Origin of the sequence: Acinetobacter sp. 40AMC3-4 (assembly GCF_049898185.1) — a bacterium.
Classification (GTDB): Bacteria; Pseudomonadota; Gammaproteobacteria; order Pseudomonadales; family Moraxellaceae; genus Acinetobacter.
The window spans coordinates 165,486-190,673 of sequence record NZ_JAFCXG010000004.1 but is presented as its reverse complement, the minus strand read 5'-3'; the positions used below and the strand labels follow the sequence as shown (position 1 = coordinate 190,673).

The window sequence follows — 25,188 nt, the reverse complement described above, 5'->3', positions numbered from 1 at the left end:
ACTACATACATCCACAAAATGATGAGTGAAAATGAGTTTAGCCACCCTGATTGATGAATTAAACCCCCAACAAAAGCAAGCAGCGACCACAGAAGCAAAACACAGTTTGGTGCTGGCCGGGGCAGGTTGTGGCAAAACCAAGACTATCGTGGCACGCGCAGCTTACTTGATTGAGCAGGGTGTGCCTGCCAACCAGATTCAAATTCTGACCTTTACCCGCCGTGCAGCCAGTGAAATTGTGGCGCGTGTCGAACTTGCACTGGGTGAACAAGCCAAGGGACTGCGGGCCTCGACCTTTCATACCTTCTGTATGTATCTGCTGCGCCGTATTCCGAAAGCTTTTGGTCTGGAACAGTTTTCGATTATTGATCGTGATGATCAGTTGATGATGTTTCGTTTGATTCGCGGCCGTGATGACAAGAAAAATCCCAATCATCTGCCGAAGCCTCAGGAATTATGTGATTTGTATTCTTTTGCAAGGAATACCCGGCAAAAGCTCAGTCTGGCGCTGGAAAAACAGATGCCGGAATATCTGGCCTTAAAGGACCAGATTGCCGAAATTATGAAAGAATATGAAGCACGTAAGCAAGCGCGAAGTTTTCTGGATTATGACGATATTCTGGCGGTAGTAGCTACGGCGCTGGCACAGTCCGAAGGTCTGGTCGACTATGTCGCTTCAATCTGTCGGCATATGCTGGTCGATGAAATGCAGGATACCAATCCATTGCAATGGGCTTTGCTGGAGCCACTGAAAGACCGGATCAGCCTGTTCTGTGTCGGTGATGATGCGCAGTCGATTTATGGCTTTCGTGGTGCAGACTTTGAAAATATTCACCATTTCAAAGAACGTGTGCCAGATGCGCAGATTTTTAAATTAGAAAAAAACTACCGCTCGACCCAGGAAATTCTGGATCTGTCCAACTGGCTGCTCGATCAGTCTGAAATCAAATATGACAAACGTCTGGAAGCGTATCGCGGAGAAGGTGTAAAGCCGCGCATGCATATTTTCCCGAATGAGTTTGATGAAGCCAAATGGATCGCGATTGATATTAAAGAGCGTCATTATCTGCAAGGTAGTAAGTGGGGCGAGCATATGGTGCTGGTTCGTTCCAGTTTTGCCGCACGGCATATTGAGGCAGCCTGTATCGCGGCTAATGTGCCGTATCGCTTTATTGGTGGCATGAAGCTGCTGGAAACGGCGCATGTCAAAGATTTGCTCAGCATGCTGCGCGTAGTCGCCAATCCGCTGGATGATATCGCCTGGATGCGTTTCTTGACCCTGTGGAATGGTGTTGGTGATGTGGGTGCCAGTAAGCTATCGCAGCAGTTATTGGCTGAACCGGAAATGGAAGCTATTGCAGATAATTTGGAAAAATTTGGCAAGATACCATTAGAAACCATTCTGATCATGCAGCAGATGAGTGTGCTCAAAGGCGAAGTGCAAGCCTGTGTCGGTCTTGCGATTCAGGCGATTGAATCGCAGTTGGCGGAAAACTATAAAAAGGATTGGCCACGTCGCCAGAGTGATTTTGAACTGGTCAAACAGCTGGCCTCCAAGCATTCGCAGCTGAGTGAGTTTTTAGAGGAATATGTACTGGATCCGGTGTCAATCTCGGAAATTGAACGCCAGTCGGACCATGATGTGGTGACCTTGATTACCATTCACTCGGCCAAAGGCACCGAACAAAATGTTTGTTATGTGGCCAATGTCACGCCAGGCAATTACCCGCATGCACGTGCTCAGGGTGACTTTGATGATGTCGAAGAAGAACGTCGTGTGCTATATGTGGCGTTGACCCGGGCAAAAAATGAATTGATTCTGACCAAACAGAACCTGAATCATTGGGCGCGGGAAACGGTCGATGAGCAGGGGCGTAAAGTCGAAAGCTATTTCCTGAATGATCTCACCCGGCATTTATGCACCACAGAAACCCATTACAAGACCCGGCAGCAAACGGTAAAAAGTGCCTTGATTGAACGCAAGTCGATTAATTTAGATTTTGGGATTGATCTCGATTAAACTATGGCAAAGTTGTTTCATGCAAAAAGTAGAGTAGGCGCGTGCTTTTTGATATTTTTTGCCTATCTTCTTAAGGTTGTAAGATGAAAATTTTAGTTCGTAATTTAGAACGTACGGTCACAGAAGCCGAATTACTGAAACTGTTCCAGGAATATGGCACAGTGGAGACCTGTACTTTGGTGCTTGATGCAGCAACAGGCAAATCAAAAGGTTTTGCTTTTGTAGAAATGCCGCATGGCCGTGAAGCAGTCAAAGCCATTAAAGGCCTGAACACTTTACGCCTACACGGACATGGCATCCGCGTGAAAGCCGCAGAAGACAAGCCTCAGGCTTAAACTCAAAAAAGGAGCACTTGATAGGCTCCTTTTTTTATGGCTACAATTTAGTATCGCCGTACTTAATTAGTGAGTTCAATGCTCTGAATTTCAGTGCTGGATTGATTCAGTCCGAACATCTTTTGATTGCGAAATGCAGGCGAACCTTTTACTTTATAAAAGCCAAAATTTGTTTTAAACCTTAGGAAATCTCGATGACCCGTGTTGCTCGCTATCATGCGGACCGTACCAATCAAAAACTGTATTTTGCCCGTCTATCCTGCCAGCAAGCAGAGCAAACCGAACATGTACAACAGGCTCAGGCACAACGTGAAGCAACTGTGTTTCATTTGCATGGTGCTTTGTTAGCATTTTTACAGGAACTGGTGCGTTACTATCGCCTGAATGATCCTCATCCAACCTTAAAATCGATCGAAGAATTGATGGCGGCCAAAGGCCAAATTTCGCCAGAAGTGGCGGTGCTGCAACATTTATCCAAGAGTGGTTTCATTGCTGAACTGAAACGCGCTTACCGTCTGTGCCAGTATGCGCCCGAACCAAGTACCCCAGAACCTGAAGACGAAACCTCCTCAAATCTCATCATTAAAGTCACACAGTCTCCACAAGCATGGTTACCTGATACTGCTATATTGAGAGAGTGGCATCGTGACCTGACCCAATTAATTGATGGTTTTCGTAATGAGATGATTGAATTTTAATCGGATCGGCTGTACTTGAAAATGCAATTTTTAACCCTATATCAATTACTCTAATGATGCAAAGTGCACCCGGTGCTTTGCCACCATGTTGAACATGGAGGATATATGTCTATAGAACAGTTGAAAGATTTATTTGGTAATCAAGACGCGATTTTAGAACTCGTTCAACTTGAAGGTGGCGCGTTGGCTCTACGCAATGCAGGCTCACATAAACAGCCTTTGGTCATGATTCAATTTAATGATGAGGTGAAAGCTCTACTTGGAGAGCAGACCCCCGTGATTGCGCAACAGATGATTCAGGCAGCACTCTATGGTTTGCTGGAACAGCAGGTCAATGAGTGGCAGGCTGAAGTTGTGGATGAAGAACCAAAGTATATGAGTTAATCGTTGAAATTTATTTAGAAAGCACACTACTATTGGTGTGCTTTTTGAGTTTTATAGGTTATTAAATTAGGCAGATTTTAAGTATCACAAAGACGTTCATTTAAAATGAAGATGAAAAATCATTATTTTAAAATTTGGGTCATGAGCAGTCTGAAGCCATTGAGTTAATAAAATCTTAGGCTCGGAGATATATTGATGTCCATAAAAAAGTTGCCAGATCCGACAACTTTTTTATTTGGTGTTGATTAAAAGAAAAACTTTAATGAGAAGGCGTATGCTGATGCGCGATCTCAATCTGGTTCAAAATATGATTGCTCATATTTTTTGCCATTTCTTCTTTGGCATAATAAACCGCACCGATATTATCCCGACGAATGGCTTCAGCTTCTTCCTTGCTTTCTGCACAGACCAGTACCTGAATTTGTGGATTCAAGGTCTTGGCAATGTCGACAATTTTATGAATATCGATGATATCCATAGGGGAAATGACCAGTAAGCGCGCATGCTGAATATGTGCCTGAATCAGGACCCCGGCTTCAGTAGCAACACCAGACACCGCAGCAATACCTTTTTCACGCAGATTTTCGACGATGTCACGGTTTTCTTCGGCAATGACCACCTTGATGTTTTCTTCCATCAATGAGCGGGTAATGCGACGACCGACCTCACCATGGCCAATAATCACCACCTGATCGCGCAGGTAATCCTGTGAGACTTCATCGGGTAACATTGCCAGAGGGTCACCACTGCGTTCCAGTAAACGTGCCAGGGTCGAGCGTTCCCGAATCCATTTCTGTACTGGCTCAATTGCGGAAAAGATAAAGGAATTGAGGGTAATCGAAATCAAGGCACCTGCCAGAATCAGGTTTTGACCTTCCAGCGAAAGCAGGTTGAGTGAAACACCGAGTGCAGCCAAAATAAAGGAGAACTCACCAATCTGTGCCAGAGAAGCACCGACGGTTAAGGCGGTATTGATCGGATAGCGAAAGAACAGCACCAGTGCCATGGCGGCAATAGTCTTGCCAATCATGATAATCCCGACCACGGCCAGTACATGTAAAGGCTGTTCCAGCAAAATGCGCGGATCAAACAGCATGCCGACGGAAACAAAGAATAAAATCGAGAAAATTTCACGCAGTGGCAAGGTTTCTTCTTCGGCACGATGACTAAAATCGGACTCTTTCACCACCATTCCGGCAAAGAAAGCACCCAGTGCCATCGACACGCCAAAGACTTTATAGGCACCAAAGGCAATCGAAACAGCAGCAGCCACCACGGTTAAGGTAAACAGCTCACGTGAACCGAGACGTGCCACCACCTGTATGATCATCGGAATCAGGCGTTTACCAATAATCAGCATGAAGGCAATAAAGCCTGCGACTTTGAGCAGGGTAATCCCTAAGGTGAGCCAGATATTCTCATCGCTTGCGCCTTCCAGCGCTTGCCCACCTAAAAGCACCGCAGTGGCAGGTAACAGTACCAGCGCCAAGACCATGACCAGATCTTCGACCAGCAACCAGCCAACGGCAATCCGGCCATTGATCGAATCGAGCAGGCCGCGATCACCAAGCGCTTTGAGTAGCACCACGGTACTGGCACAGGACAAGCTTAGGCCGAAGACCAGCGCTGAGCCAAAGCTCCAGCCCCACAGCATCGAAACTCCGACCCCGAGCAAGGTGGCAACCGCAATCTGTAAAATCGCACCAGGCAGGGCAATCCGGCGTACCTGCATCAGATCGTTCAGGGAAAAATGCATCCCGACACCAAACATCAGGAACATGACGCCTAACTCTGCCAACTGGTTGGCCAGATGAATATCACCGACCACACCGGGCGTGTGGGGGCTAATCAGAATGCCGGCAATGAGATAGCCGATCAAAGGGGGAAGACGTAGCCGTGCAGCGAGATAGCCAAAGACCAAAGCTAAGCCAAAACCAACAGCCAGTAATATAATGAGCTCTACGTCATGTGGCACTAAATACTCCTTTAGCTAGGTTTGCTGGGAAATAAGCACAAAAAGTGCCAAAACATGCAGAAAGTTTATCAAGCCGGATAAAAAAAGTGCAAAAAAAAACGACCCGCAAAGGTCGTTTTTTTAAAGAAACTAAAATTATTTGATTTTAGCTTCTTTGAAGATTACGTGTTGACGGATTTTTGGATCAAATTTTTTGATTTCCATTTTTTCCGGCATAGTACGTTTGTTCTTAGTCGTGGTATAGAAATAACCTGTACCAGCTGAAGAAACTAAGCGAATTTTATCACGCATGGTTCAGACTCCTTAGATCTTTTGACCTTGAGCACGTAGGTCAGCAACAACCTTTTCAATGCCCAATTTGTCGATAATACGCATACCTTTAGTGGTTAAACGAAGACGTACAAAACGTTTTTCGCTTTCTAACCAGAAACGGTGGTGATGCAGGTTCGGCTCGAACCGGCGCTTAGTTTTGTTGTTGGCGTGTGAGACGTTGTTACCAACGACTGGACGCTTGCCGGTAACTTGGCAAACCTTAGACATGGTGTAACTCCATTGATTTAGCCAACAGCAAATCTGTATGGCCAGTCAAAAATAAACGGATTGAAATCATTCAAGGGGCGTTTTATATCAAAAATGCGCTTAAAAGACAAGCGATTTTCGTCAAAACGCGGCACGAACTATATCGATAGCTCATGCCTTGATCATTTAGCGGAGAAGTGTCTTCGAAATCAGCTTGTGAATCGGTTTATTGAACGGTGGCAGAATGTATTTCAAGCTATACAGCTTTGGATTCGACATTACTGAGCGTTCATGCGACAAACTGAAGAAGCCTTCTGGGCCATGGTATTTACCCATACCTGATGCACCGACACCCCCAAATGGTAGATCGTCCTGCGCAACATGGGTCAGTACCGTATTTTGCCCGAAATGCCCTGAATGGGTACGCTGTGCGACATAATCGGCACGCGCCTGATCAAAGTCGAAGTAGTATAAAGCAAGTGGGCGTGGACGGCTATTAATAAAGTCGATGACATCGTCAATTTGATCATATTCCATGATCGGTAACAGCGGACCAAAGATTTCATGCTGCATGATCTGCATTATCGGGGTGACATTGGTCACGATGGTCGGTGCAATCTTGCGCAGATCAGCCGAGTTTTCACTGCGCGGATTAATTTCAATGACTTGCGCACCCTGTTCGCGTGCATCATCCAGATAACCTTGCAGACGATTATACTGCTTATCATTGATAATCGAGGTGTAATCCTGATTATGGGTGATATCCGGATACATGCTTTCGACACAGGCTTTAAAGTGATCAATGAACTCAGCCGTCTTGCCACGAGGCAAGAACATATAATCTGGGGCGACACAGGTCTGACCGGCATTCCAGAGTTTGCCCACGGCAATCCGCTGCGCGACATCACGCAGATCAATCGATGGATGTACCAGTACCGGCGATTTACCGCCCAGTTCCAGAATCACCGGAACCAGATTTTCGGCAGCGGCTGCCATGACGGTTTTACCGACTGCAGTTGAGCCAGTGAAAATCAGTTTATCGAAAGGCAAACGACAGAAAGCATCTGAAATCACACCACCACCATTCACCACAGCGACCAATTCTTTAGGGAAGGCTTCAGCCAGAGCCTTTTCCAGAACTTCACCAAAAGCAGCGGATGCACTAGAAATTTTGATCATGGCATGGTTGCCGGACGCCAGTGCGCAAATCAGGGGGCCAATCGACAACAACAGCGGATAATTCCACGGTGCGATAATCCCGACCACACCCAAAGGCTGATATTGTACCCAGGCTTTAGCCGGCTGATGAATAATGCCCACATGACGCTTGGAAGGTTTCATCCACCGGGTCAGGTTTTTGCTATAATATTTGATATGTTCCAGACAGGTGAGCAGTTCACCAATCTTGGTTTCCCCGATTGAGCGGTTACCATAGTCCTGATTAATTGCATCAGCAAATTGATCTTGATACTTAACTAAGATACGCTTAAGTCGAGCTAAACGATCGATACGTTCCTTTGCAGTCGGCAGAGGGTAGTGTAAGTAAGCGTGTTTTTGTTGCGCCAAGACTTCATTCAGATATTGGCTATCAAAAAAATGTGGTGTCATTGATGTTGTTTTTGTGTGACTGTTCATGCCGCACTACCATTATTCAAAAATCGATTAATTAATTTTTAGAGCAAATACTCTAATTAGTCAAGTGACTTTGTGTGTTAGCCTGCTAATGCATGAACTGAATGGTTATTTTAGGATGTCCCAAACCAAAACCTTAAAAACTAAAGAGCGTATCTTGCAGCTCAGTTTGCAGCTGTTTAACGAGCGTGGCGAACGATCGGTAACCACCAATCACATTGCGGCTGAACTCGGCATGAGCCCGGGTAACCTGTATTATCATTTCCGCAATAAAAATGAAATTATTAAAGAATTGATGGAACAGTACCAGCACCAGACCCTGGAAATGCTGGCGCTGCCGGATGACCGTGCGCTGGATGCCAATGACAAGGTGCATTATTTTCAGGTACTGAGCAGCCAGTTATGGGCTTACCGTTTCCTGCATCGTGATGTCTATCATCTGGTAGAAAATAACGAAGATTTTCGCAAGATGTATCCACGCTTTGCCGGTCAGGTGATGCAGCAGGGCCAGAAAATCTATAAAGGCTTTGTTAATGCAGGCCTGATGGACATGACCGATTCAGAGATTGAAGCACTGATTATTAACCTGTGGATTGTGCTGACCAACTGGACCAATTTCCTGTATATGTCAGGTCATCTGACCGATTCCAATACCCTGGAAGAAAAATGGGTTTGGCAGGCACTGCGCCAGATGGTATTCCTGGAAGGGGCGTATTTACGTGGTGAAAGTCGTCAAACCTATGAAGGTTTATTGAATAGTTTGGGCTCTTCGGAACTTTTTGCCAGCCTGTCGTCGTCTAAAGACTCTGAATCTGAACAAACTATTCAGAATATCCAAGAAACGCGCTAGAATACTCGGCTTATTTTTTAATTTAACTGATTAGTGACTTAAACCAACATGAATATGACGACTGCTAACACCGCACGTTTATTGATTACTTGTGAAGACAAGCCGGGCATCGTGCAGGCTGTTTCGAGCTTCTTGTATCATCAAGGTGCCAACATTACTGCGCTTGACCAATATGCGACAGCAGCGCAGGGCGGACGTTACTTCATGCGCGTTGAATTTGAACTCGATAATCTTCAAAGTCGTAAAGAAAGTATTATCCAGACTTTTGCAGCGAATGTGGCAGAACGCTATGGCATGCAATGGCGTCTGGCTCTGGTCAGTGATGTGAAAAAAGTCGGTATTCTGGTGTCTAAAGTCGATCATGCCTTGCTTGAGCTGTTATGGCGTCATGCGCGTGGTGGTCTGCCTTGTGAAATTACCAAAGTAGTATCGAATCACGAGACTTTACGCGAAGCAGTTGAAAATTTTGGCATTCCATTCGAAGTTGTGCCGGTGACCAAAGACAACAAACCTGAAGCTTATGCAGAAATCGACCAGTTGATGCAGGGCAATGACCTGTTGGTGCTGGCGCGTTATATGCAGATTCTGGATGAAGAATTTGTCAGCAAGTGGGAAATGAAAGTGATCAACATTCACCATTCTTTCCTGCCGGCTTTTGTAGGTGCCAATCCGTACAAACAGGCCTATGAAAAAGGCGTGAAGCTGATCGGTGCAACTGCGCACTATGTGACTGCTGATCTGGATCAAGGTCCGATTATTGAGCAGGATGTGGAGCGCGTGAACCATGACTTTACTGTTGAGCAGTTACGTGAACTCGGTCAGGACGTGGAACGTAATGTATTGGCCCGTGCGGTAAAATGGCATTTGGAAGACCGTATTATTGTCGATGGCAACAAGACTGTCGTGTTCCAATAAGACTTGCATTGAGTTTTAAAAAGGCATACTTTTAGTGTGCCTTTTTTGTTTTGATGCAAAAAAAGTCAGTCAAAGGTAGGATTAGCGGTTGCAAATGAAAACACTTCTCATTTATTATTGGCATACTTTAATTGTGCTAACCGATGAGCTTGATAGTTTGTTCCACATCATCTCCTCAAGGTAATAGATTTAATGAGTCAAGTTGCTGCGCCCCAAATGCCTACACCGCCGAATCAGATGAAAAAGAAAGTCATCTCTATCGTGGCGGCTGTACTGGTTGGGCATGTGGGTGTGTTATATGCGATCAGCCAGATGAAAGCACCTGAGCTGACACCCATTGATAAGCAACCCTTAAAAGTGCGCTTTGTAAAACTCCAGGAAGCGCCAAAACCTTTACCGCCAAAGCCGAAGGCCGAGCCACAAAAAGAGCCGCCTAAGCCGAAAGAAGTCAAAATTGTCGATAAACCGCTGCCACCACCACCGAAAAAAGTAGAAAAAATCGAGCAGGTGAAAAAGGCTGAAGCGCCAAAAGTGGTTAAAGCACCGCCAGTTGAAGCAAAACCAACCCCAAGTCCGGTTGTACCGACAGTGGTCACTGAAACTAAAGTTAAACCGGCACCTGCTCCAGTCGTGCCACCTGCACCTGTGGCACCGCCAGCACCTGCTGCGCCGCCATCCCCGAAAAGTGTATCAATTGGTGGGGGCGTGTCCTGGCAGCGTTCACCAAAAGTCTCACTCTCTGCAGGTGAATTAAAATCAGCCTGTTCACTGGTAGTAGATGTTTCAGCGAATGAGCAGGGTAAAGTGGTCTCTGCGACTGCACGAAATTCAAGTTGTAGCCCGGCGGTAACGCGCAAAGTAGAAGCAGCGGTACGTCGTGCACAACTCACCAAATATGTTGAAAATGGTGTGGCTTATCCAACACGCGTGGAACAGCCTTTCGATTTTCAGGTTAAATAACGGCTCACCCATTAGGAGTTCGAATATGAACTTTTCAGTTTATTGGCAACACGCTGATGCAGTCAGTAAAACACTGTATTTCGTGTTATTGGCAATGTCGATTGCGACATGGACCATATTTGTGCTGCGTTTGATGGGCACTCGCCAACTGAAACAGATTGCCTATGCTCAGTTATCTAAGGCATTGGAACAACTGAAAACCAAACTGGCTCCTTTGGGCTTTGAACAGCGTAAGGCAGTGGCAGAACAGGCGCTGTTACGCCAGATTTCAGCAGAAAAAGCCAATGCCGAAAAAGGTGTATCAGTTTTGGGTACCATCGCATCGATCTCTCCATTTGTCGGTTTGTTCGGTACGGTATGGGGCATCTTCCATGCGCTGGTTGCTGTTGGTAAAAGTGGTCAGGCTGGTCTGGCACAAGTAGCAACTCCAGTCGGTGAAGCCTTGATTATGACGGGCTTAGGTCTGGCAGTCGCAATTCCTGCGGTACTGGCTTATAACATCTGTGTACGTGCTAATCGTGGCTTGGCTCATGAATTACAGGATCAGGCACACGGTCTGTTGATTGATACCATGCTGCAACAGGAATCTGCTGCAAAAAAGTCTGATGAAAAAGTAACACAACAGAGTTTCGTGGGAGGTCAAGCTTAATGGCTTTTCAACTGGGTGAAGACAACGATGTAGGCATGAATGAGATGAACCTCATTCCCCTCATCGACATTATGTTGGTATTGATGATCATCTTTCTGGTGACAGCGACCGTTGCGAACCCATCAATTCCATTAACCTTGCCACAAACGACTGCGGAGATTATCGATCTGCCGCCTGAAAATGTCACGATTAGCATCAATGCCGAAGGTGACATTGCCTGGAATGGTGATGTATTGACGCTGGAACAGCTCGAAACCCGTTTTAATGAAGCGGGCCAAGCTGAACGTCAGCCGACCATTGTGTTGAAAGCGGATAAAGAATCACGTTATGACTCGGTGGCGCAAGTCATGTCGCGTGCGAGTGGAGCCGGACTCAGCGATATTGCCTTTGCAACCGATAACTAAGATTCAGATAATAAAAAAAGTGACTGATTGCAGTCGCTTTTTTTATGCCCATTTTTCATGAAACTTAATGGGTTTTTAATAAGGTGGTAAATTTGCTGCGTAATTTGTTCAATTTTGGCGGAATGGCAAAATTGCAATAGCCCTGGGTCGGATTCTTGGCAAAGAAGTTTTGATGATAGTCTTCCGCCGGATAGAAAGTCGGGGCAGGGCTCAGTTCAGTTACCACATTGATGCCATCGGCTTTCAGGGCATCCATCGCCTGCTGCGCCTGTTGCTGCTGTTCATCATTCAGATAATAAATTACAGAACGATACTGGGTGCCGACATCATTGCCCTGACGGTTTAGCGTGGTCGGATCATGGGTCGCAAAAAATACATCAAGCAACTGGGTATAGTTAATCTGGTTTTCATCGAAATCGATCAGAATGACTTCGGCATGGCCGGTATTGCCACCACAGACATCATCATAGTTTGGCTGAGTTGTGTGCCCACCTGCATAGCCACTGATGACCTGCTGAACCCCCTGGATCTGTAAAAATACGGCTTCAGTACACCAAAAGCATCCCCCACCGAAAAGTGCCTGTTGCATGGTTGATTCCTCATTCAATTAAATAACTCAATCGGGCTGATGGTTAAATTCAAGCTCATCAGTATGAAAGATAAAAAAGCCTGTCCATACAGGCTTTTTGTAGGGAAGTATTAACGCGGCTGAACAGCACTTTCTAGCTGGATCAAGAGATTCCCATGGCGATCCAGTAATTTTAAGGTTTTACCAAATACTTGATAATGCGTCACTTTGGCTAAAGCTTCATTAAATTTCTGATCAAGCTGATCGTTGTTCATGCAAGCCATACGGGTAGTGGCCATTTGGCTCAGGGTCAGCGTGTCTTTCGCTGCTGTGTAACTGCCCATAATCCGGTTACAGCTATCTGAACCTGAAACGCGCTGGGTACTGGCATCAAATTGCAGACTTGGAACATTGCGTGCGGTTGGCGCAGTCTTGATTTCAGTATTACCAATCTGGGTCGCAATCCAGGTACGATTTTGCAAAAGTTGTAAATGATTCGCGGTTTGTGTCGTGGCTGTATTAGGCACAGTTTCGCAGCCCATGACCGTTAAAACCGAGCCTAAAATCGCGATTGCAGTTAATTTTTTTAGCATGAGAGATACTCTGATCATTGACTAGCTATTTGTATATAAACAAAAAAATGATCAAGGTTCCAGTTGATTTTGTATCTTTATTGAAGTGGATTTGCTACACAGTTATCGCATGTCTGGTTTCGGTAGACCTTGTCGCATGAGTCTTGAATAGTCCTGACTGGAGAGATTAGCGGTCTGTTCTACCCGTGGATTGACATGCGCGCGTTGATACCAGGTGTGCATATCCCAAGACTGTTCCAGTACTTTGAGATCATAGAGATAATTTGGTAAATAGCCGGAGGCCAGCAGCCGGTAATCTGAGGGTAGCTGTTGTTGCGATACCGCCTGAACCATATCAAAGACCAGCGTGGTGCAATTACTGGTCAGGGTATTGTACCATTTTGGCTCTTGGGCCAGTTCATCGGCCTGACGCAGATATTCTTTAAATAAAGCTTTAGCCTGAGCTTGCGGCATTTTGACTGGGAAAAAATAGACCTGTTCACCACGGACATTGCTACGGGTATAGACAATATCCTTTTCATCCGATGCGACCAGACTCAGTTCATATTTTCGGAAAAAGCCACCAATCGCTGAAAACTCTTCATTCTTTTCCTTGCGGATTTCAATCGAGAAGGTGAGTGGCTTTTGATTGGCAAAATCGAAGCTGACCAGGGTATGGGCAATTTTAGGCCCCATCCAGTAGGAAGTAATGATGTTCACGCCAGTAATCTGATTCAGATCAAAACTGCGGCTTTCCCAGCGTTCGATATAGCGACCATCGGCCTGCCAGTCAAAGTTGCGGATATTGTGTAAGGTAACCTGATCGCCTTGCTGCTCATAATGCAGAAGCTGGGAAACCTCAGGATTCCACTCTCGATCCTGACGCGCTTCCAGACTGAAATATCCCAGCAGACAGAATAAAAAGGCCAGAAGATAAAGAACGCTATCGACTTGGCGGGAGATCAGATGCCGGGTGAAATAAATCCCGAGAACGACCAGTGCAAAGGTCAGCCAGAGTCCAATCAGCATCAAGCTGCCGATTTTTCCGAGGGGTTGATGAACCCAAAGCATCAGGCTGAGCCACAAACTCGACAGAATGACGGATAAAGTAAACAGACTGCCCAGCAGCCACAGACTCCAGTGCCTGGAAATATATTCGCGTCCCTGCATCATCACTTTTTCATGAGAAATAGGTTTTATTTTCTGTAGGTTGCGAACTCAAAAGCAATGCCGGTTTTGTCGTCGATATGTTGCTCGGCAGCGACTTTTTTAAATTCTGCTGGAATCGCTGGATAATAGGCATCGCCCTGTACATCCAGTTCGACATGCGTCAGTTCTAGACGGTCTGTGATCTCCATGGTCTGTTTAAAGATTTCACCGCCACCAATGATGAAAATGGTTTCAGGCTTTTCTGAAGCCTTCACATCTGTCACGGCCTGACTCAACGCATCTTCAATGCTATAAGCAACTTTGGTGCCTGCAAATGCCCAGTTTGGATCACGAGTAATGACCCAGTTCACCCGTTTAGGTAGAGTACGTCCCATCGACTCTAGTGTCTTGCGACCCATCACCACCACACCGCCTTGGGTGATTTCCTTGAAGTGTTTCAGGTCGGCAGAGATATGCCAAGGTAGGTCATTGCCCTTGCCGATACAACGCTGCTGATCCATGGCGACGACGTGTACAACTTCTAAATCTTGAAATGACATGTATTGATCCTTCTCATCAAACCCAAAGCCCTTCGTGTAATTTTTTACTGGTACGAAGGAGAGGTTCACAATTTATCTTGATTGCCTTCACGCTTTAGGGCCGGGAATATATTTTGAAAGGAGTTGGCGATTCACGCGTGGTAAAAGGCCTCTCCCTAGCCCTCTCCGAGGAGGAGAGGGAATTTTATAATAAAGAAAATTAAACAGCGACAGGGGCTTTAATTCCTGGATGAGATTCATAACCGACAATTTCGATATCTTCAAATTTGAAATCGAACAGGTCTTTAATCTCGGGATTTAGTTTTAATTGACAAAGGCCGAGTGGCTCACGGCTGAGCTGTAATTGTGCCTGTTCAAAATGGTTGCTGTACAAGTGGGTATCGCCACCAGTCCAGACAAAGTCACCAACCTCCAGATCACAGACTTGCGCGATCATATGCGTCAACAAGGCATAGCTGGCAATATTAAATGGCACACCCAAAAATACATCAGCACTGCGCTGATACAACTGACAAGACAATTTTCCATTGTGTACAAAGAACTGGAACAGGGTATGGCAAGGGGGTAATGCGACCTGACCTGCTTCATTCGGGTTCCAGCCCGATACAATCAGACGGCGCGAGTTTGGATTGGTTTTAATTTCATTGATCAACCATTTGATCTGGTCAAAACCATCCTGGTTATAGCTATTGTCTGCATTTTTGCTGGCCCCAAAATTACGCCATTGATGGCCGTAAACTGGACCAAGTTCGCCTTCAGGACGGCCAAAACGCGCAGTCTGTTCTGCGGTCGCCCATTCGTCCCAAATCGAGACTTTATTGTCTTTTAAATACTGAACATTGGTATCACCTTTCAGGAACCACAACAGTTCAATCACGATAGAACGGAAATGAACTTTTTTGGTGGTGAGTAAAGGAAAACCTTGGGAAAGATCAAAGCGCATCTGATGACCAAATACCGAACGTGTACCTGTACCGGTACGGTCGCCTTTATCGCCGCCGTTGTCGAGGATATGTTGTAAAAGGTCAAGATATTGGCGCATAGTTCTCTCTATTTGAATCTGTTGAAAATTGCCGTTTTAACAGCAGAACGGATTATTTTATAATCAATTTTCTGTCGAAAGGGACAATTTAAATTGCGCACATCATAGCATTTTTTGATGAGCTTTCATCGCCCAAATTGAGAATAAAAAAGACCTCCTGATAGAGGTCTTTTGATTGCAGTTTAAGCGGTTTTACGGCCCGTATGGACGGTATGAATCAGATCAGACAGATCATAACCTAAGGGTGCTGCATAACTTAAATATTCGCGTTGAGTCGCTTCGTCCAGACTGGTGTCGCGATGTAATCACCATAAATATTCTTTATTCGGCTCGCCCACGAGTGCCGTCTGATAATCCGGATCGATTTTTAAGACCCAATAATCGCCCTTGGTAAACGGGATCCCATGCAAGCCTTCAGGTAAAAATCTGATTTCAAGCTTGGGATGTTCTGCATCGACAATGATCGCTTCAGCAATGGCTTCATCCACCTTGCCATTTTCATTCAAGCTCTATACCGCAGAAATATCGGTGCTGTCTTCAGGTTGGCGCTTCATCGGCAAGTGTGCAATGTCATACCAGGTACTTAAATATTGTTCTAAATTAAAATTTGAAACGGTACTTAAAGTCTGACTCATTTTTCTTCTCCGTTTAGTTCAAGGTTTAAAAATGCCGCATCAGTGTAATACAGGCGGTAAAGCTCAAAATGATGTAATCATGTGGTGAAATGTTATCTGAAAATGGCCGAGCTACAGATTAAATCCACACGTTTGAGTAGAAAAAGATAAGGACTCATTTTGCGTATTTCAGGCTGAAAAAGCTTTGCAAGGCATTGGAATTGGCTTTGCTTTACATTTTTTTTGCAAAGATGATGGGTTTTGTAACTGTATGAGAAAGAACCGCTTAATTTGAATGCCGGAAAAATAGACAAATTTATTTACATTTTTAATGTGAAAGATAACATTTAAACGACTAGTATTCTCGGCTTGTTAACAATATGAAAGCCTAAATTACAGGCGAGGAGCGGTTGGTAAGGCATGATCTATGATCATCAAGTAAACATGAGCGAAGTATATGCTCCTGTCCAAGCGAATATCATGGTGCGTTCCCAATCGGAGCAAAGACCTAAAAAGTCATCCCAAAAAGCCACTGTCCGTAACGCTTCAGGCGTAAGCAATGGCCATCGTATCAATATCGAGAAATTTACCAGTTATCTGCAAGGCATTACCCGAAATACCAGTACACAGAAATGTGCGCGCAGTATTCGTGTCGGTCTGCAATCCTCTGGTGCGAAAATTGTGAATCATCCGGTCGCAGCAGCAGATTGGGGAAGTACCCTGATGCAGCTGGGTTATAAGAAAATTAATGCTTCTTTTGATCGGCCGAAAAAAGGCGATATCTATATTATTGACCGTACTCAGGGACATAAATATGGACATATCGCGGCTTATTCAGGTAGTGCCTGGGTATCGGATTTTAAACAGCGAGATCATGCGGTTTATCGCAATAAAAACGTGACTTATAGTTACTATCGTCTGGAAACTTACTTCTAAGAAAACACTGCGAAGTGATCAGTCCTCAAAACGCTTCGCACGGCTTTCATAGATTGAAACAATAAATAATCCAATCGCGGCAAAGCCAAGACATTGCAGACCCAAAGCAAATTTGCCCCATTGCTGTTGCTGTTCGGGCAAATAGCCAAACAGGGTAATTAAAGCAATGATGGGAATCACCTGGCTCAAGGCGCTAAAGCCATTTGCATAGGGATTGGATTTCGAAATTTTCAGACGGAAATGGTGCAGTAAATGCATGACAATTCCAATCACTAAACTCACCCCAACAAATACTGGATCTAACTGGGCTACAGTTGATGCTGTATAAATCAAAATACAGGTCGCGATGATGGCGATGAGTTTGATTTGACGGCTACAGCGTTCCGAATACCAGAACTCAAGCATGGGGTGAACCTGCATCTGATTTGTTCTGATTGAGCAGCGACAATGGTGAAAACAGGCAAATCGCCAGAGCCATAAAGGCAATGCCCTGTGCACCCGGAATCAGGATTTCACCCTGTTGCATATTCATAAAAACTAAAGCAATTAATAGCGCAATTGGAATCCAAGTCAGTAATCTATATAAAAAACCGCTCGGGTTTTTGCTGGCAAAGTGGATTTTGCAGTAACGACAGATCAGAAAAATGATGCCGGTCCCGACAAACATCAAAATCGAATCTAAGGGCAGTGGTTGCATCCAGTACAACACGGCAGCCATCACAGCAATCACAATAAAGATCAACAGTTTTTTGAGAACAGACACCTGCGGATTAAACCAGAACTCAAGCATAATGATGAAAGAATAGAAGAGATAATCGGCACTTTAGCATATTTTGAGTATAAAAAAGCGAGGTCGTTGCCTCGCTAAATTACGCGATTTTCTCAGCTATTTTTTTGTGGACCCCAGTCATATATTTTCTTCTGGTAGGCATACCACATCATCCACAAGCCAATCAGGATCATTGGCAGGCTCAGGAATTGTCCTTTGCTCATCCAGCCAATAAACAGCTGGCCATTATCCGGCTCACGGAAGAATTCAACCACAAAACGTGCCAGACCATAACCGATCAGGAACAGGGCCGAAACAGCCATACGTGGACGCGGCTTGGAACTGAACCACCACAGTACAATAAACAGGATCAGGCCTTCACACAGTGCCTGATACAGTTGTGATGGGTGACGTACCAGTTGCAGCGGGTCGGTCGGGAAAATCATGCCCCAGGCAAAGTTTGGGTCGGTCACCTGACGGCCATACAGTTCGCCGCCAATAAAGTTACCAATCCTGCCAAACATCAACCCTGTTGGTACGCAGGGTGCGATAAAATCCAGAGTCTGGAACCAGGTCATCTTATATTTCTTGCACCACCATAACATGGCCAGAATGACCCCGAGGAAACCGCCGTGGAAACTCATGCCACCGGTCCAGATCTGGAACAGCCATAAAGGATCGGCCAGGAACTGGGAAAAACCGTAGAAGAAGACATAACCGACACGGCCACCGATGATCACACCGAGAGCGCCGAAGAAAATCAGGTCAGACACCATATCCGGTGTCCAGCCACGTTGTTTGGCGCGAAACGTCGCCAATCCCCAGGCAAATAAAAATGCCAGTAAGTACATCAGTCCATACCAGTGGACTTGTAAGGGCCCGAGCGAAATCGCAACGGGATCAATATTGGGATAGGTGAGCATTCCTGTTCCTTGTGATTCTGTTTTGCACAGATTTTAGCTTAAAGCAAAGAAAAATGTTGTACATTCAATGTGTAAAGATCGAGAGCGTAAATTATGTGTATCGTGGCATTGGCTTGGAAGGTTCTGGATCAGAGCCCATTATGTCTGATTTCGAATCGGGATGAGTTCTATCAGCGTCCTACGCAGGGGCTGCATGAATGGGAGAATAGTCCGATAATTGCCGGGCAAGATTTACAGTCGGGCGGTACCTGGATGGGTATTACGGCTTCTGGTCGCTGGGCGGTGATTACTAATTTTCGTGATGGACAGGACAAAGGGCATTATCCGACTTCACGTGGACATATCATCCAGAACTTTTTAGATTCTGACTTAACGCCGATTCGTTTTGCGCAAGATCTGGAACAACGCCAGTGTGACTATGCCGGCTTTAACCTGTTTGTGGGGGATCAAGATCAGGCGGTGTATATGAGCAATCGCGGTGAAGCACCGCAAGTACTGGCGCATGGCGTCTATGTGGTTTCGAATGGCCTAATGAGCGAAGACTGGTACAAGACCCGACATTTACGTAAACGCTTTACCCAGGAATTTTTACCGATGCTGCAACACCAGGAGATCGCAGAAGCAGATTTGTGTCATGCAGTCTGGGATATTCTGGAAGATGAACGTAAGGTGATTCCTGAACTTCTGCCAGATACCGGCATCTCCGTGGAAATGGAACAGCTGCTGTCTTCGACTTTTATTCAGAGTCCGGCCTATGGCACCCGATGCTCCAATTTTTTGAGAATGCAGCAGGGACGATGGCACTGGATCGAGAAGTCACAACAAGGTGCGACCGCAGGTCAAACTATTGAGAAAATAATTAGCCTGAAATAATCACCGGATATAAAAAATGCCGACTTGACGTCGGCATTTTTGAATAACAGCTTTTTTTATACGCTTGCTTGTTCCAAAGCCTCACCCGCAATGGCGCCGCCATCTTTACGGGTAATGACCACAGTTGCAGAGCGAGGTACTTTGCCTAAACGGCTATAACGCTCGCTTTGGTTGGCTGGCCATGCACCCCCTGGATGCTGAACGTTGACAAAGATCGCTTTATAGTCCGGGGTAATAGTCACGCCGGTAATTTCACAACCCGATGGACCAGTCAAAAAGCGACGAACACGATCATTGCTGAGTTTGGCACCAACAAAGGTTTCCTGTCCTTCTGCTTTGGTGCTGGCTGCAAGCGCTTTAGCACCATCACCCACAGTACCCGGAAGTGCTGCCAGCATCATGCAGTTGGTTTCATCGGTGTACTGACCATCATCCGTCTGAATCCACAGAATACCGCGCGGATCGAACCACATGCCGTCCGGGCTGGAGAAGTCATTTAAATCATCCAGACCTGACAGGTTGATGTTAGAAGCAGCACGTGCTTCTGCACCGAACAGGAAAATATCCCAAGCAAAACTTGTCGCTGTAACTGTATTTTTAGCTTCACTGAAACGAATGATATGACCATTCATATTGCCTGAATTGCTGGCGCTTGAACCTTTAAAGTCGATGTAGCTACGTGGGTTGGCAGCATCAGTTTCATATGCACGACCACGGTTGCTGTTGTTGGTTAAGGTTACATACACTTCACCATTTTCGGGATTCACGGCAACCCATTCTGGACGGTCCATTTTGGTCGCACCAACATGGTCAGCAGCAAGACGGGCATTGATGACGATGTCATCCTGGCCTGCAAATGGATAGATTTCATTAGCAGTAGTTAAACCATTTTTGCCATGAGTCAGTTCTACCCATTCACCTGTACCGTCATCATTGAATTTAGCGACATATAATGTCCCTTTATCCATGTATTTATCACCAGCGGTATAACCACCATTGACGTCTTTTGGATCCCAGACGGCTTCAGAAACAAATTTATAGATATATTCGCCGGTCGCGTCATCACCCATATAGAAAGCTAATGGCTGACCCGGAATAGGGTTACTACATCGGCAGTCCTCGTGTGCAAAACGACCCAGTGCAGTACGTTTAACTGGACGTGTAGTCGCGCTAAATGGATCAATCTCTACAATGAAGCCACAGGTATTCATGACATTACGATAATCTGCTAAAGCATTTGTGCCTTTAACTGAAATATCCCAACGATCATAAAGTCCTTTATCACCGGTTAATTCAGCAACAGGAGTATTCCAGCGGTATTGAGATGAACGGGCATCAGTACCACCACGACCATAACGTGATAATGAAATTTCTTCTTTTGCAATAGCGCGGGTGTCATTGGCTTGACGAGCGAAATAACCACTCCAGTTTTCTTCAGCCGTTAAGTAAGTTCCCCATGGCGTATAACCATTACCACAATTGGCAAAGGTACCGCGAGTTAACGTCCCATCTGGTGAGAAAATAGTTTTGACTAAGTCAGAACCACGCGCTGGCCCATTAATTTCCATCTCGGTTGCTGCAGTGATACGACGGTTAAAATTAGAATTTAAGTTGATTTTAACGTCTTGTGTATTTGCATCTTTGCTGATCTCAATAACAGAAACACCATGCGCATTCACTTCACGGAGTACCTGATCTTCTGGACGTACACCATCGATGGTAATTGTACCTTCTGGTGTATGGAGCTGAGATTGTTGTAGGTATTCGTGGTTTAGAACAAGTAAACCTTGTGTTGATTCTTTGGCAGCATAATTTTTATTGATTGGATGCATACCGAAGAAGCTCATACCATCATGGTTATCGCCTGAACGGAACTGGTAAGAAGCACCAGAAGCTAAGGTTGCATCGGTCTTTTCTGGATAAGCAGGGTTGATTGGATCGCCTACTGCATACAATACTTTAAGCTCATAACCTTCAGGAACACTGAAGAAGTTTTGGGTATTCTTGCGAACCGGTTCAAAGACTAATTTATTCGGACGTGCTTTTAGATCACTCCAGGCATGTTGATCTGGGCTAGTGGTATCTGGCGGTGTAGTTGGATTACTGTCAGGTGTACCAGAATCATTATCATCATCTGAACAACCACTTACTGTTGCTGCAAATGCTAATGCCATTGCCCCACTTGTAGTTTTCGCAATAAAGCTGCGGCGGCTAGTATATTGATCCAGAATCGTTTGGAAGTGCGTGTTGTTTGAGTTGTTACTGTCTTCAACCAGATCCTGGCAAGGTATCATGTCTTCATTTTTCATTTTAAAGTCCCAATTAAAAAATAAGTGCTTGGTGGTGTAGAAGTTTTCAATACCTTAAGCTTGGGATATGACAGTAATCTTAAGGAAATGTTGCATTAAAATTAAATAAATCAGTATTTTATTGAAAATTGGAAACAAAAAGACAGCCAGAGCTGCCTGAGTAAGTCGATATTTTTGTTGTTTTGGCTGGTTATTATTATTCGGTCTTTAAACGACGTTTTTCAATCAGTTTCCCTGCCAGCAAACCCAGTTCAAACAGCAGCCACATCGGGACAGCCAGCATGATCATTGACAGGGCATCCGGGGGCGTCACAAACATTGCTACAAAGAAGCAACCCACAATAATAAAGCGCCGTTTCTCTACCAGAGTCTGGGTCGAAACTGCGCCAATCAAGATCAGAACCAGGGTAATAATGGGAATCTCAAAAGTAAAACCAAAGACCAGAAACAGCTTTAAACAGAAGCTAAGATAACTGTTGATGTCGGTCATCGGGGCTACAGTTTCAGGCGAAACACTGATAAAAAAATGCAGAATCGAGGGCAATGCCACAAAGTAGGCAAAGCTGATGCCGGTATAAAAAAGTACGATACTGCCGATCAGAAGCGGCAAGGCCAGGCTCTTTTCCTTGGCATACAGCGCAGGCTTAATAAAGGTCCAGAGCTGATACAGGATGAACGGCATCGCGATCATCAGCGCGACAAAGAAGTTCAGCTTAAAAGGTGCCATGAAGGTTGCAGTGACATCCGTGGCAATCATGGTTGAACTGGCAGGTAGCTGTGCACGCAACGGTTCAGACAACCATTGATAAGTCTGATTAGCAAAGGGTAATAAGCAGAAAAACAGGCCAATCAGGACAGCAACCACTTTAAACAGATGCTTTCTTAAGATGATCAAATGCTGGGTAATCGGCATCTGTTCAAGATTCAGCGCTGCAGAATCATTTGAGGCGGGTGTGGTCGGTAAGGATGTCATACGGCCACCTTCATTTTTGTATAGCGTTGTTCTGAAATCACGGTTTGAATTGCTGTAGGCTTGGGTAAATACACGGGGGATACAGGCTGTATCACCGGTTGATAGCTGAGCAAAGACTGAGCAGACAGAGGTTTTATTTTTAATTGATCCGCTGCAATCGGCTGCTGCAAATCTGTCATTTGTGCCTGCATCTTGGCTTCCAGTTCCTGAATCCGTTGCATTTCAGCCTGCATCTGTTCACGTAGCTCAGACAGGCGCAATTCACGATCAAGATCATTCTGAACATTGCTCACCATACGCTTGATCTTGCCGTACCATGTTCCGACAAAACGTACTGCTTCCGGAAGCTTATCTGGCCCAAGAACCAAAAGTGCAATAATTCCGAAAATCAGCAGCTCGGTCATTCCAATATTGAGCATAGCGAACTCTTAACTTTTAACCGAATGTTCAGGCGTTTTGACCTGGGCATCAATGGTGCGCGGCTCTGCAAGCTGAGCTTGTTCAGCCTCTTCATCTTTGACTGATTTTTTAAAGTCTTTAATCGCGCCGCCGACGTCTTTACCCAGATTTTTAAGTTTTGATGTACCGAACAATAAAATCACCACAATTGCAAAAATCAGCACATGCCAAATTGATAATCCTGCCATTATTTTATCCTCTATATTTTATGTACCTATCTCAGCAGGCTTGTATGACAGCGCGGTGACGCTTTGATGACAGTTTGCCGACACGGCAGCAGGGGAATGAATCACTCATATAAAAAAATTCATAATTCAATGAAAAGTATGCTGTGCTAGCATACAGCCTGATATGGAAATCTCAGCAGCATTGTCATGGCCTTGATTCTTCCCCTCCTGTCTTTTCTGATCGGTTATTGGGGTGTGCAATATTTAAAACCGGTTCGCCCTCTCTTGGCAGCTTTATTGGCACGGGTCCTGATTCCGGTACTGATTATTTACAATATGGTGTTTTACCAAGAGGGCAGTTTGTGGCTGATTGCCTTCAGCTTTTTCTGTTCCTGCGTATTCTTTGCCTTGTTTTATTTCACCCTGAAAAATAAACTGCGTGCCTTATGCCTGAGCTATTTAAATGGGGCATGGCTGGGAATTCCTTTTGCACTGGCAGTTTTTGGCCCGCAAGCGACCAGTACCGTAGTTGCCCTGTACATCGGTGGTTCCTTGTTTGGCAATGTCTGTGCGGTGATGGCAGTCAGTGAAGCCAGACAAGATAGCGGCTATATTTTAAAGAATGTGCTGCTCTCACCACCTGTGGTGGCACTGTCTGTAGCAGCTTTATTATCATTTTGGGATTTGAGTCATTGGCAGCAAGTGCCTGGGATAGAGATACTGTATCAGGCCAATAAAGTACTGGTCACTTTTAGCGGCATGTGTGTGCTGGGAATGTGGCTGAGCAATGTGCGGATCAGCCGCTTCGATTTAATGCGTAGTCTGCAACTGATTTTTTATAGAGGGCTGTTTGCGGTTTTGCTATGTGTTGCCGCCTATTATTATTTACCTATTCCGCAGCAGACGCTGACCTATGCGGTACTGCTGATGTTCTTTTTATTGCCGCCTGCAGCCAATATTGTGGCACTGGAAACCCATTATCAGGGAACAGGCCATTCCGCCAAATATATTGCTTCGGGAACTTTGGCCAGCGCGATCTTGATTGCCTTATATGGGGTAATCGTGCATGCGTTGATGCCTACGCTATAGATTCCCTCTACTTTTAGGAGATGAGAAACGCTGTTTCGCAAGGGGAGAGGTGTATTTTAAAAATCCCTCACCCCAGCCCTCTCCCAAAGGGAGAGGGGGTAATGAGAGGAGAAACTTACTTCTCCAAACTCTTCTTAAACAGCTGCATCGCTTGCCCACGATGACTGATTTTATTCTTTTCTTCCTTGCTCATTTCTGCACTGGAAATCCCCAGTTCCGGTAACCAGAACAACGGGTCATAGCCAAAACCATTTTCACCACGCGCAGCTTCCAGAATTTCCCCGTGCCAGATACCCTGAAAGACTTGCGGTAAGGGATCTTCGGCATGTTGAACCAGTGCCAGTACGCAAACAAACATGCCCTCAATCACTTCACCATCTTGGCGTAAGGGTTTGAGATCGGCCAGCAGTTTTTCATTATTGGCGGCATCGTTGCCATGCTCACCGGAATAACGAGCCGAGTAAATGCCGGGAGCGCCGCCAAGAACTGGCACACAAATGCCTGAATCATCTGCAATAGCAGGTTTTCCGGAAATTTTAGAAGCATGGCGAGCCTTAATAATCGCATTTTCTACAAAGCTTAGACCATCTTCGATCGCATCTTCGATATTCAACTTGCCCTGGGCCACGACTTCAACCGGCAGTTGTAGCTCGGCAAACAGTTTTTCAAACTCGGCAATTTTACCTTTGTTATTACTTGCCAATACCAGTGTGCCTTGGGATAACCAGTCAGTTGCAGCCATGTCAAAAACTCATTATTAGATAAAGAATGGGCGCTATTTTAGCAATGGATGAAGAATTTGCGGCAATAAAAAAGCACCCGAAGGTGCTATTTATACCATTCA

At 45.3% G+C, this 25,188-nt stretch carries 31 protein-coding genes; 12 read left to right on the top strand and 19 right to left on the bottom strand.

The features are described 5' to 3' along the window. The first annotated feature begins 31 nt into the window (after positions 1 to 31). The 4 genes from ACP7BU_RS07095 (at position 32) to ACP7BU_RS07080 (ending at position 3,437) form a co-directional block, all read left to right on the top strand. A complete protein-coding gene (locus ACP7BU_RS07095; RefSeq protein ID WP_336754563.1) occupies positions 32 to 2,020 on the top strand; it encodes an ATP-dependent helicase in 1,989 nt (662 codons plus the stop codon). Positions 2,021 to 2,103: 83 nt separating this feature from the next. Next, positions 2,104 to 2,355 carry an RNA recognition motif domain-containing protein gene (locus tag ACP7BU_RS07090; protein ID WP_004729489.1) on the top strand — a complete coding sequence of 84 codons (252 nt, stop codon included), beginning with the start codon at positions 2,104 to 2,106 and terminating at the stop codon, positions 2,353 to 2,355. A gap of 194 nt (positions 2,356 to 2,549) precedes the next feature. Beyond that, positions 2,550 to 3,053 carry a DUF6586 family protein gene (locus tag ACP7BU_RS07085; protein WP_004278463.1) on the top strand — a complete coding sequence of 168 codons (504 nt, stop codon included), beginning with the start codon at positions 2,550 to 2,552 and terminating at the stop codon, positions 3,051 to 3,053. A 105-nt stretch (positions 3,054 to 3,158) separates the two neighbouring features. Further along, on the top strand, positions 3,159 to 3,437 hold the full coding sequence (locus ACP7BU_RS07080; protein WP_004278462.1) for a hypothetical protein: 279 nt from the start codon (positions 3,159 to 3,161) through the stop codon (positions 3,435 to 3,437). Between the two features lie 259 nt (positions 3,438 to 3,696). Here the strand turns inward: ACP7BU_RS07080 and ACP7BU_RS07075 are convergent, their stop codons facing one another. The 4 genes from ACP7BU_RS07075 to ACP7BU_RS07060 form a co-directional block, all read right to left on the bottom strand. After that, a complete protein-coding gene (locus ACP7BU_RS07075) occupies positions 3,697 to 5,412 on the bottom strand; it encodes a cation:proton antiporter (protein ID WP_336754564.1) in 1,716 nt (571 codons plus the stop codon). Between the two features lie 135 nt (positions 5,413 to 5,547). Continuing rightward, complete coding sequence (gene rpmG, locus ACP7BU_RS07070; RefSeq protein WP_001205031.1) at positions 5,548 to 5,703, bottom strand: 50S ribosomal protein L33; 156 nt, start codon at positions 5,701 to 5,703, stop codon at positions 5,548 to 5,550. Between the two features lie 12 nt (positions 5,704 to 5,715). Continuing rightward, positions 5,716 to 5,952 (bottom strand): 50S ribosomal protein L28, encoded by a 237-nt coding sequence (rpmB, locus tag ACP7BU_RS07065; protein WP_000048256.1) that lies wholly within the window; start codon positions 5,950 to 5,952, stop codon positions 5,716 to 5,718. Between the two features lie 165 nt (positions 5,953 to 6,117). Further along, positions 6,118 to 7,566 carry a coniferyl aldehyde dehydrogenase gene (locus ACP7BU_RS07060; RefSeq protein WP_425879117.1) on the bottom strand — a complete coding sequence of 483 codons (1,449 nt, stop codon included), beginning with the start codon at positions 7,564 to 7,566 and terminating at the stop codon, positions 6,118 to 6,120. 115 nt (positions 7,567 to 7,681) lie between these two features. Between ACP7BU_RS07060 and ACP7BU_RS07055 the strand changes: the two genes are divergently transcribed. From ACP7BU_RS07055 to ACP7BU_RS07035, 5 genes are all read left to right on the top strand, one after another. Continuing rightward, positions 7,682 to 8,413, top strand: a complete 732-nt coding sequence (locus ACP7BU_RS07055) for a TetR/AcrR family transcriptional regulator (RefSeq protein WP_180082934.1) — start codon at positions 7,682 to 7,684, stop codon at positions 8,411 to 8,413. Positions 8,414 to 8,461: 48 nt separating this feature from the next. Continuing rightward, positions 8,462 to 9,328 (top strand): formyltetrahydrofolate deformylase, encoded by an 867-nt coding sequence (purU, locus tag ACP7BU_RS07050; RefSeq protein WP_004647410.1) that lies wholly within the window; start codon positions 8,462 to 8,464, stop codon positions 9,326 to 9,328. A gap of 192 nt (positions 9,329 to 9,520) precedes the next feature. Further along, positions 9,521 to 10,288, top strand: a complete 768-nt coding sequence (locus tag ACP7BU_RS07045; protein ID WP_005103036.1) for a hypothetical protein — start codon at positions 9,521 to 9,523, stop codon at positions 10,286 to 10,288. 25 nt (positions 10,289 to 10,313) lie between these two features. Further along, a complete protein-coding gene (locus ACP7BU_RS07040; RefSeq protein ID WP_005250649.1) occupies positions 10,314 to 10,937 on the top strand; it encodes a MotA/TolQ/ExbB proton channel family protein in 624 nt (207 codons plus the stop codon). Further along, a complete protein-coding gene (locus tag ACP7BU_RS07035; RefSeq protein WP_004278434.1) occupies positions 10,937 to 11,341 on the top strand; it encodes an ExbD/TolR family protein in 405 nt (134 codons plus the stop codon). The genes ACP7BU_RS07040 and ACP7BU_RS07035 overlap by 1 nt, the downstream gene beginning before the upstream one ends. Positions 11,342 to 11,405: 64 nt before the next feature. On the opposite strand, the gene msrA is transcribed toward ACP7BU_RS07035, so the two are convergent. The 7 genes from msrA to ACP7BU_RS07000 all read right to left on the bottom strand — a co-directional run bounded on the left by msrA (position 11,406) and on the right by ACP7BU_RS07000 (position 15,867). Then, on the bottom strand, positions 11,406 to 11,930 hold the full coding sequence (gene msrA, locus ACP7BU_RS07030) for a peptide-methionine (S)-S-oxide reductase MsrA (RefSeq protein WP_425879121.1): 525 nt from the start codon (positions 11,928 to 11,930) through the stop codon (positions 11,406 to 11,408). Between the two features lie 110 nt (positions 11,931 to 12,040). Further along, positions 12,041 to 12,502: an META domain-containing protein gene (locus ACP7BU_RS07025; RefSeq protein ID WP_005245935.1), complete on the bottom strand. Its 462-nt coding sequence runs from the start codon at positions 12,500 to 12,502 to the stop codon at positions 12,041 to 12,043. Between the two features lie 102 nt (positions 12,503 to 12,604). Beyond that, a complete protein-coding gene (locus tag ACP7BU_RS07020; protein ID WP_425879123.1) occupies positions 12,605 to 13,654 on the bottom strand; it encodes a DUF4105 domain-containing protein in 1,050 nt (349 codons plus the stop codon). Positions 13,655 to 13,677: 23 nt separating this feature from the next. Then, positions 13,678 to 14,190, bottom strand: coding sequence for a dihydrofolate reductase (locus ACP7BU_RS07015; protein WP_425879125.1), 513 nt, complete (start codon positions 14,188 to 14,190; stop codon positions 13,678 to 13,680). A gap of 199 nt (positions 14,191 to 14,389) precedes the next feature. After that, positions 14,390 to 15,232, bottom strand: a complete 843-nt coding sequence (gene thyA / locus ACP7BU_RS07010) for a thymidylate synthase (RefSeq protein ID WP_004278429.1) — start codon at positions 15,230 to 15,232, stop codon at positions 14,390 to 14,392. A gap of 305 nt (positions 15,233 to 15,537) precedes the next feature. After that, positions 15,538 to 15,738, bottom strand: a complete 201-nt coding sequence (locus ACP7BU_RS07005) for a lipocalin family protein (RefSeq protein ID WP_425879127.1) — start codon at positions 15,736 to 15,738, stop codon at positions 15,538 to 15,540. Positions 15,739 to 15,741: 3 nt separating this feature from the next. Then, entirely contained in the window at positions 15,742 to 15,867 is a 126-nt protein-coding gene (locus ACP7BU_RS07000) for a lipocalin family protein (RefSeq protein WP_005245940.1), read from the bottom strand. A 399-nt stretch (positions 15,868 to 16,266) separates the two neighbouring features. On the opposite strand from ACP7BU_RS07000, the gene ACP7BU_RS06995 reads away from it, so the two are divergent. Continuing rightward, positions 16,267 to 16,782, top strand: coding sequence for a hypothetical protein (locus ACP7BU_RS06995; protein WP_005107935.1), 516 nt, complete (start codon positions 16,267 to 16,269; stop codon positions 16,780 to 16,782). A gap of 18 nt (positions 16,783 to 16,800) precedes the next feature. On the opposite strand, the gene ACP7BU_RS06990 is transcribed toward ACP7BU_RS06995, so the two are convergent. The 3 genes from ACP7BU_RS06990 to lgt all read right to left on the bottom strand — a co-directional run bounded on the left by ACP7BU_RS06990 (position 16,801) and on the right by lgt (position 18,474). Further along, positions 16,801 to 17,187: a hypothetical protein gene (locus ACP7BU_RS06990; RefSeq protein ID WP_425879129.1), complete on the bottom strand. Its 387-nt coding sequence runs from the start codon at positions 17,185 to 17,187 to the stop codon at positions 16,801 to 16,803. After that, positions 17,180 to 17,572 carry a hypothetical protein gene (locus tag ACP7BU_RS06985; RefSeq protein ID WP_425879131.1) on the bottom strand — a complete coding sequence of 131 codons (393 nt, stop codon included), beginning with the start codon at positions 17,570 to 17,572 and terminating at the stop codon, positions 17,180 to 17,182. The genes ACP7BU_RS06990 and ACP7BU_RS06985 overlap by 8 nt, the downstream gene beginning before the upstream one ends. 92 nt (positions 17,573 to 17,664) lie before the next feature. After that, positions 17,665 to 18,474 carry a prolipoprotein diacylglyceryl transferase gene (gene lgt, locus ACP7BU_RS06980; RefSeq protein WP_005107931.1) on the bottom strand — a complete coding sequence of 270 codons (810 nt, stop codon included), beginning with the start codon at positions 18,472 to 18,474 and terminating at the stop codon, positions 17,665 to 17,667. A gap of 93 nt (positions 18,475 to 18,567) precedes the next feature. On the opposite strand from lgt, the gene ACP7BU_RS06975 reads away from it, so the two are divergent. Then, positions 18,568 to 19,347, top strand: a complete 780-nt coding sequence (locus tag ACP7BU_RS06975) for an NRDE family protein (RefSeq protein WP_224216923.1) — start codon at positions 18,568 to 18,570, stop codon at positions 19,345 to 19,347. A gap of 56 nt (positions 19,348 to 19,403) precedes the next feature. On the opposite strand, the gene ACP7BU_RS06970 is transcribed toward ACP7BU_RS06975, so the two are convergent. The 4 genes from ACP7BU_RS06970 to tatA form a co-directional block, all read right to left on the bottom strand. After that, positions 19,404 to 21,656 carry a PhoX family protein gene (locus ACP7BU_RS06970; protein WP_425879133.1) on the bottom strand — a complete coding sequence of 751 codons (2,253 nt, stop codon included), beginning with the start codon at positions 21,654 to 21,656 and terminating at the stop codon, positions 19,404 to 19,406. A 196-nt stretch (positions 21,657 to 21,852) separates the two neighbouring features. Further along, entirely contained in the window at positions 21,853 to 22,629 is a 777-nt protein-coding gene (gene tatC / locus ACP7BU_RS06965; protein WP_071852257.1) for a twin-arginine translocase subunit TatC, read from the bottom strand. Beyond that, entirely contained in the window at positions 22,626 to 23,048 is a 423-nt protein-coding gene (gene tatB / locus ACP7BU_RS06960; RefSeq protein ID WP_425879136.1) for a Sec-independent protein translocase protein TatB, read from the bottom strand. The genes tatC and tatB overlap by 4 nt, the downstream gene beginning before the upstream one ends. 9 nt (positions 23,049 to 23,057) lie before the next feature. Then, positions 23,058 to 23,276 carry a Sec-independent protein translocase subunit TatA gene (gene tatA, locus ACP7BU_RS06955; protein ID WP_005245949.1) on the bottom strand — a complete coding sequence of 73 codons (219 nt, stop codon included), beginning with the start codon at positions 23,274 to 23,276 and terminating at the stop codon, positions 23,058 to 23,060. Between the two features lie 186 nt (positions 23,277 to 23,462). On the opposite strand from tatA, the gene ACP7BU_RS06950 reads away from it, so the two are divergent. Beyond that, positions 23,463 to 24,344: a permease gene (locus ACP7BU_RS06950; protein ID WP_312326619.1), complete on the top strand. Its 882-nt coding sequence runs from the start codon at positions 23,463 to 23,465 to the stop codon at positions 24,342 to 24,344. Between the two features lie 115 nt (positions 24,345 to 24,459). On the opposite strand, the gene rdgB is transcribed toward ACP7BU_RS06950, so the two are convergent. After that, entirely contained in the window at positions 24,460 to 25,086 is a 627-nt protein-coding gene (gene rdgB, locus ACP7BU_RS06945) for an RdgB/HAM1 family non-canonical purine NTP pyrophosphatase (protein ID WP_005245951.1), read from the bottom strand. Positions 25,087 to 25,188: the final 102 nt, after the last annotated feature.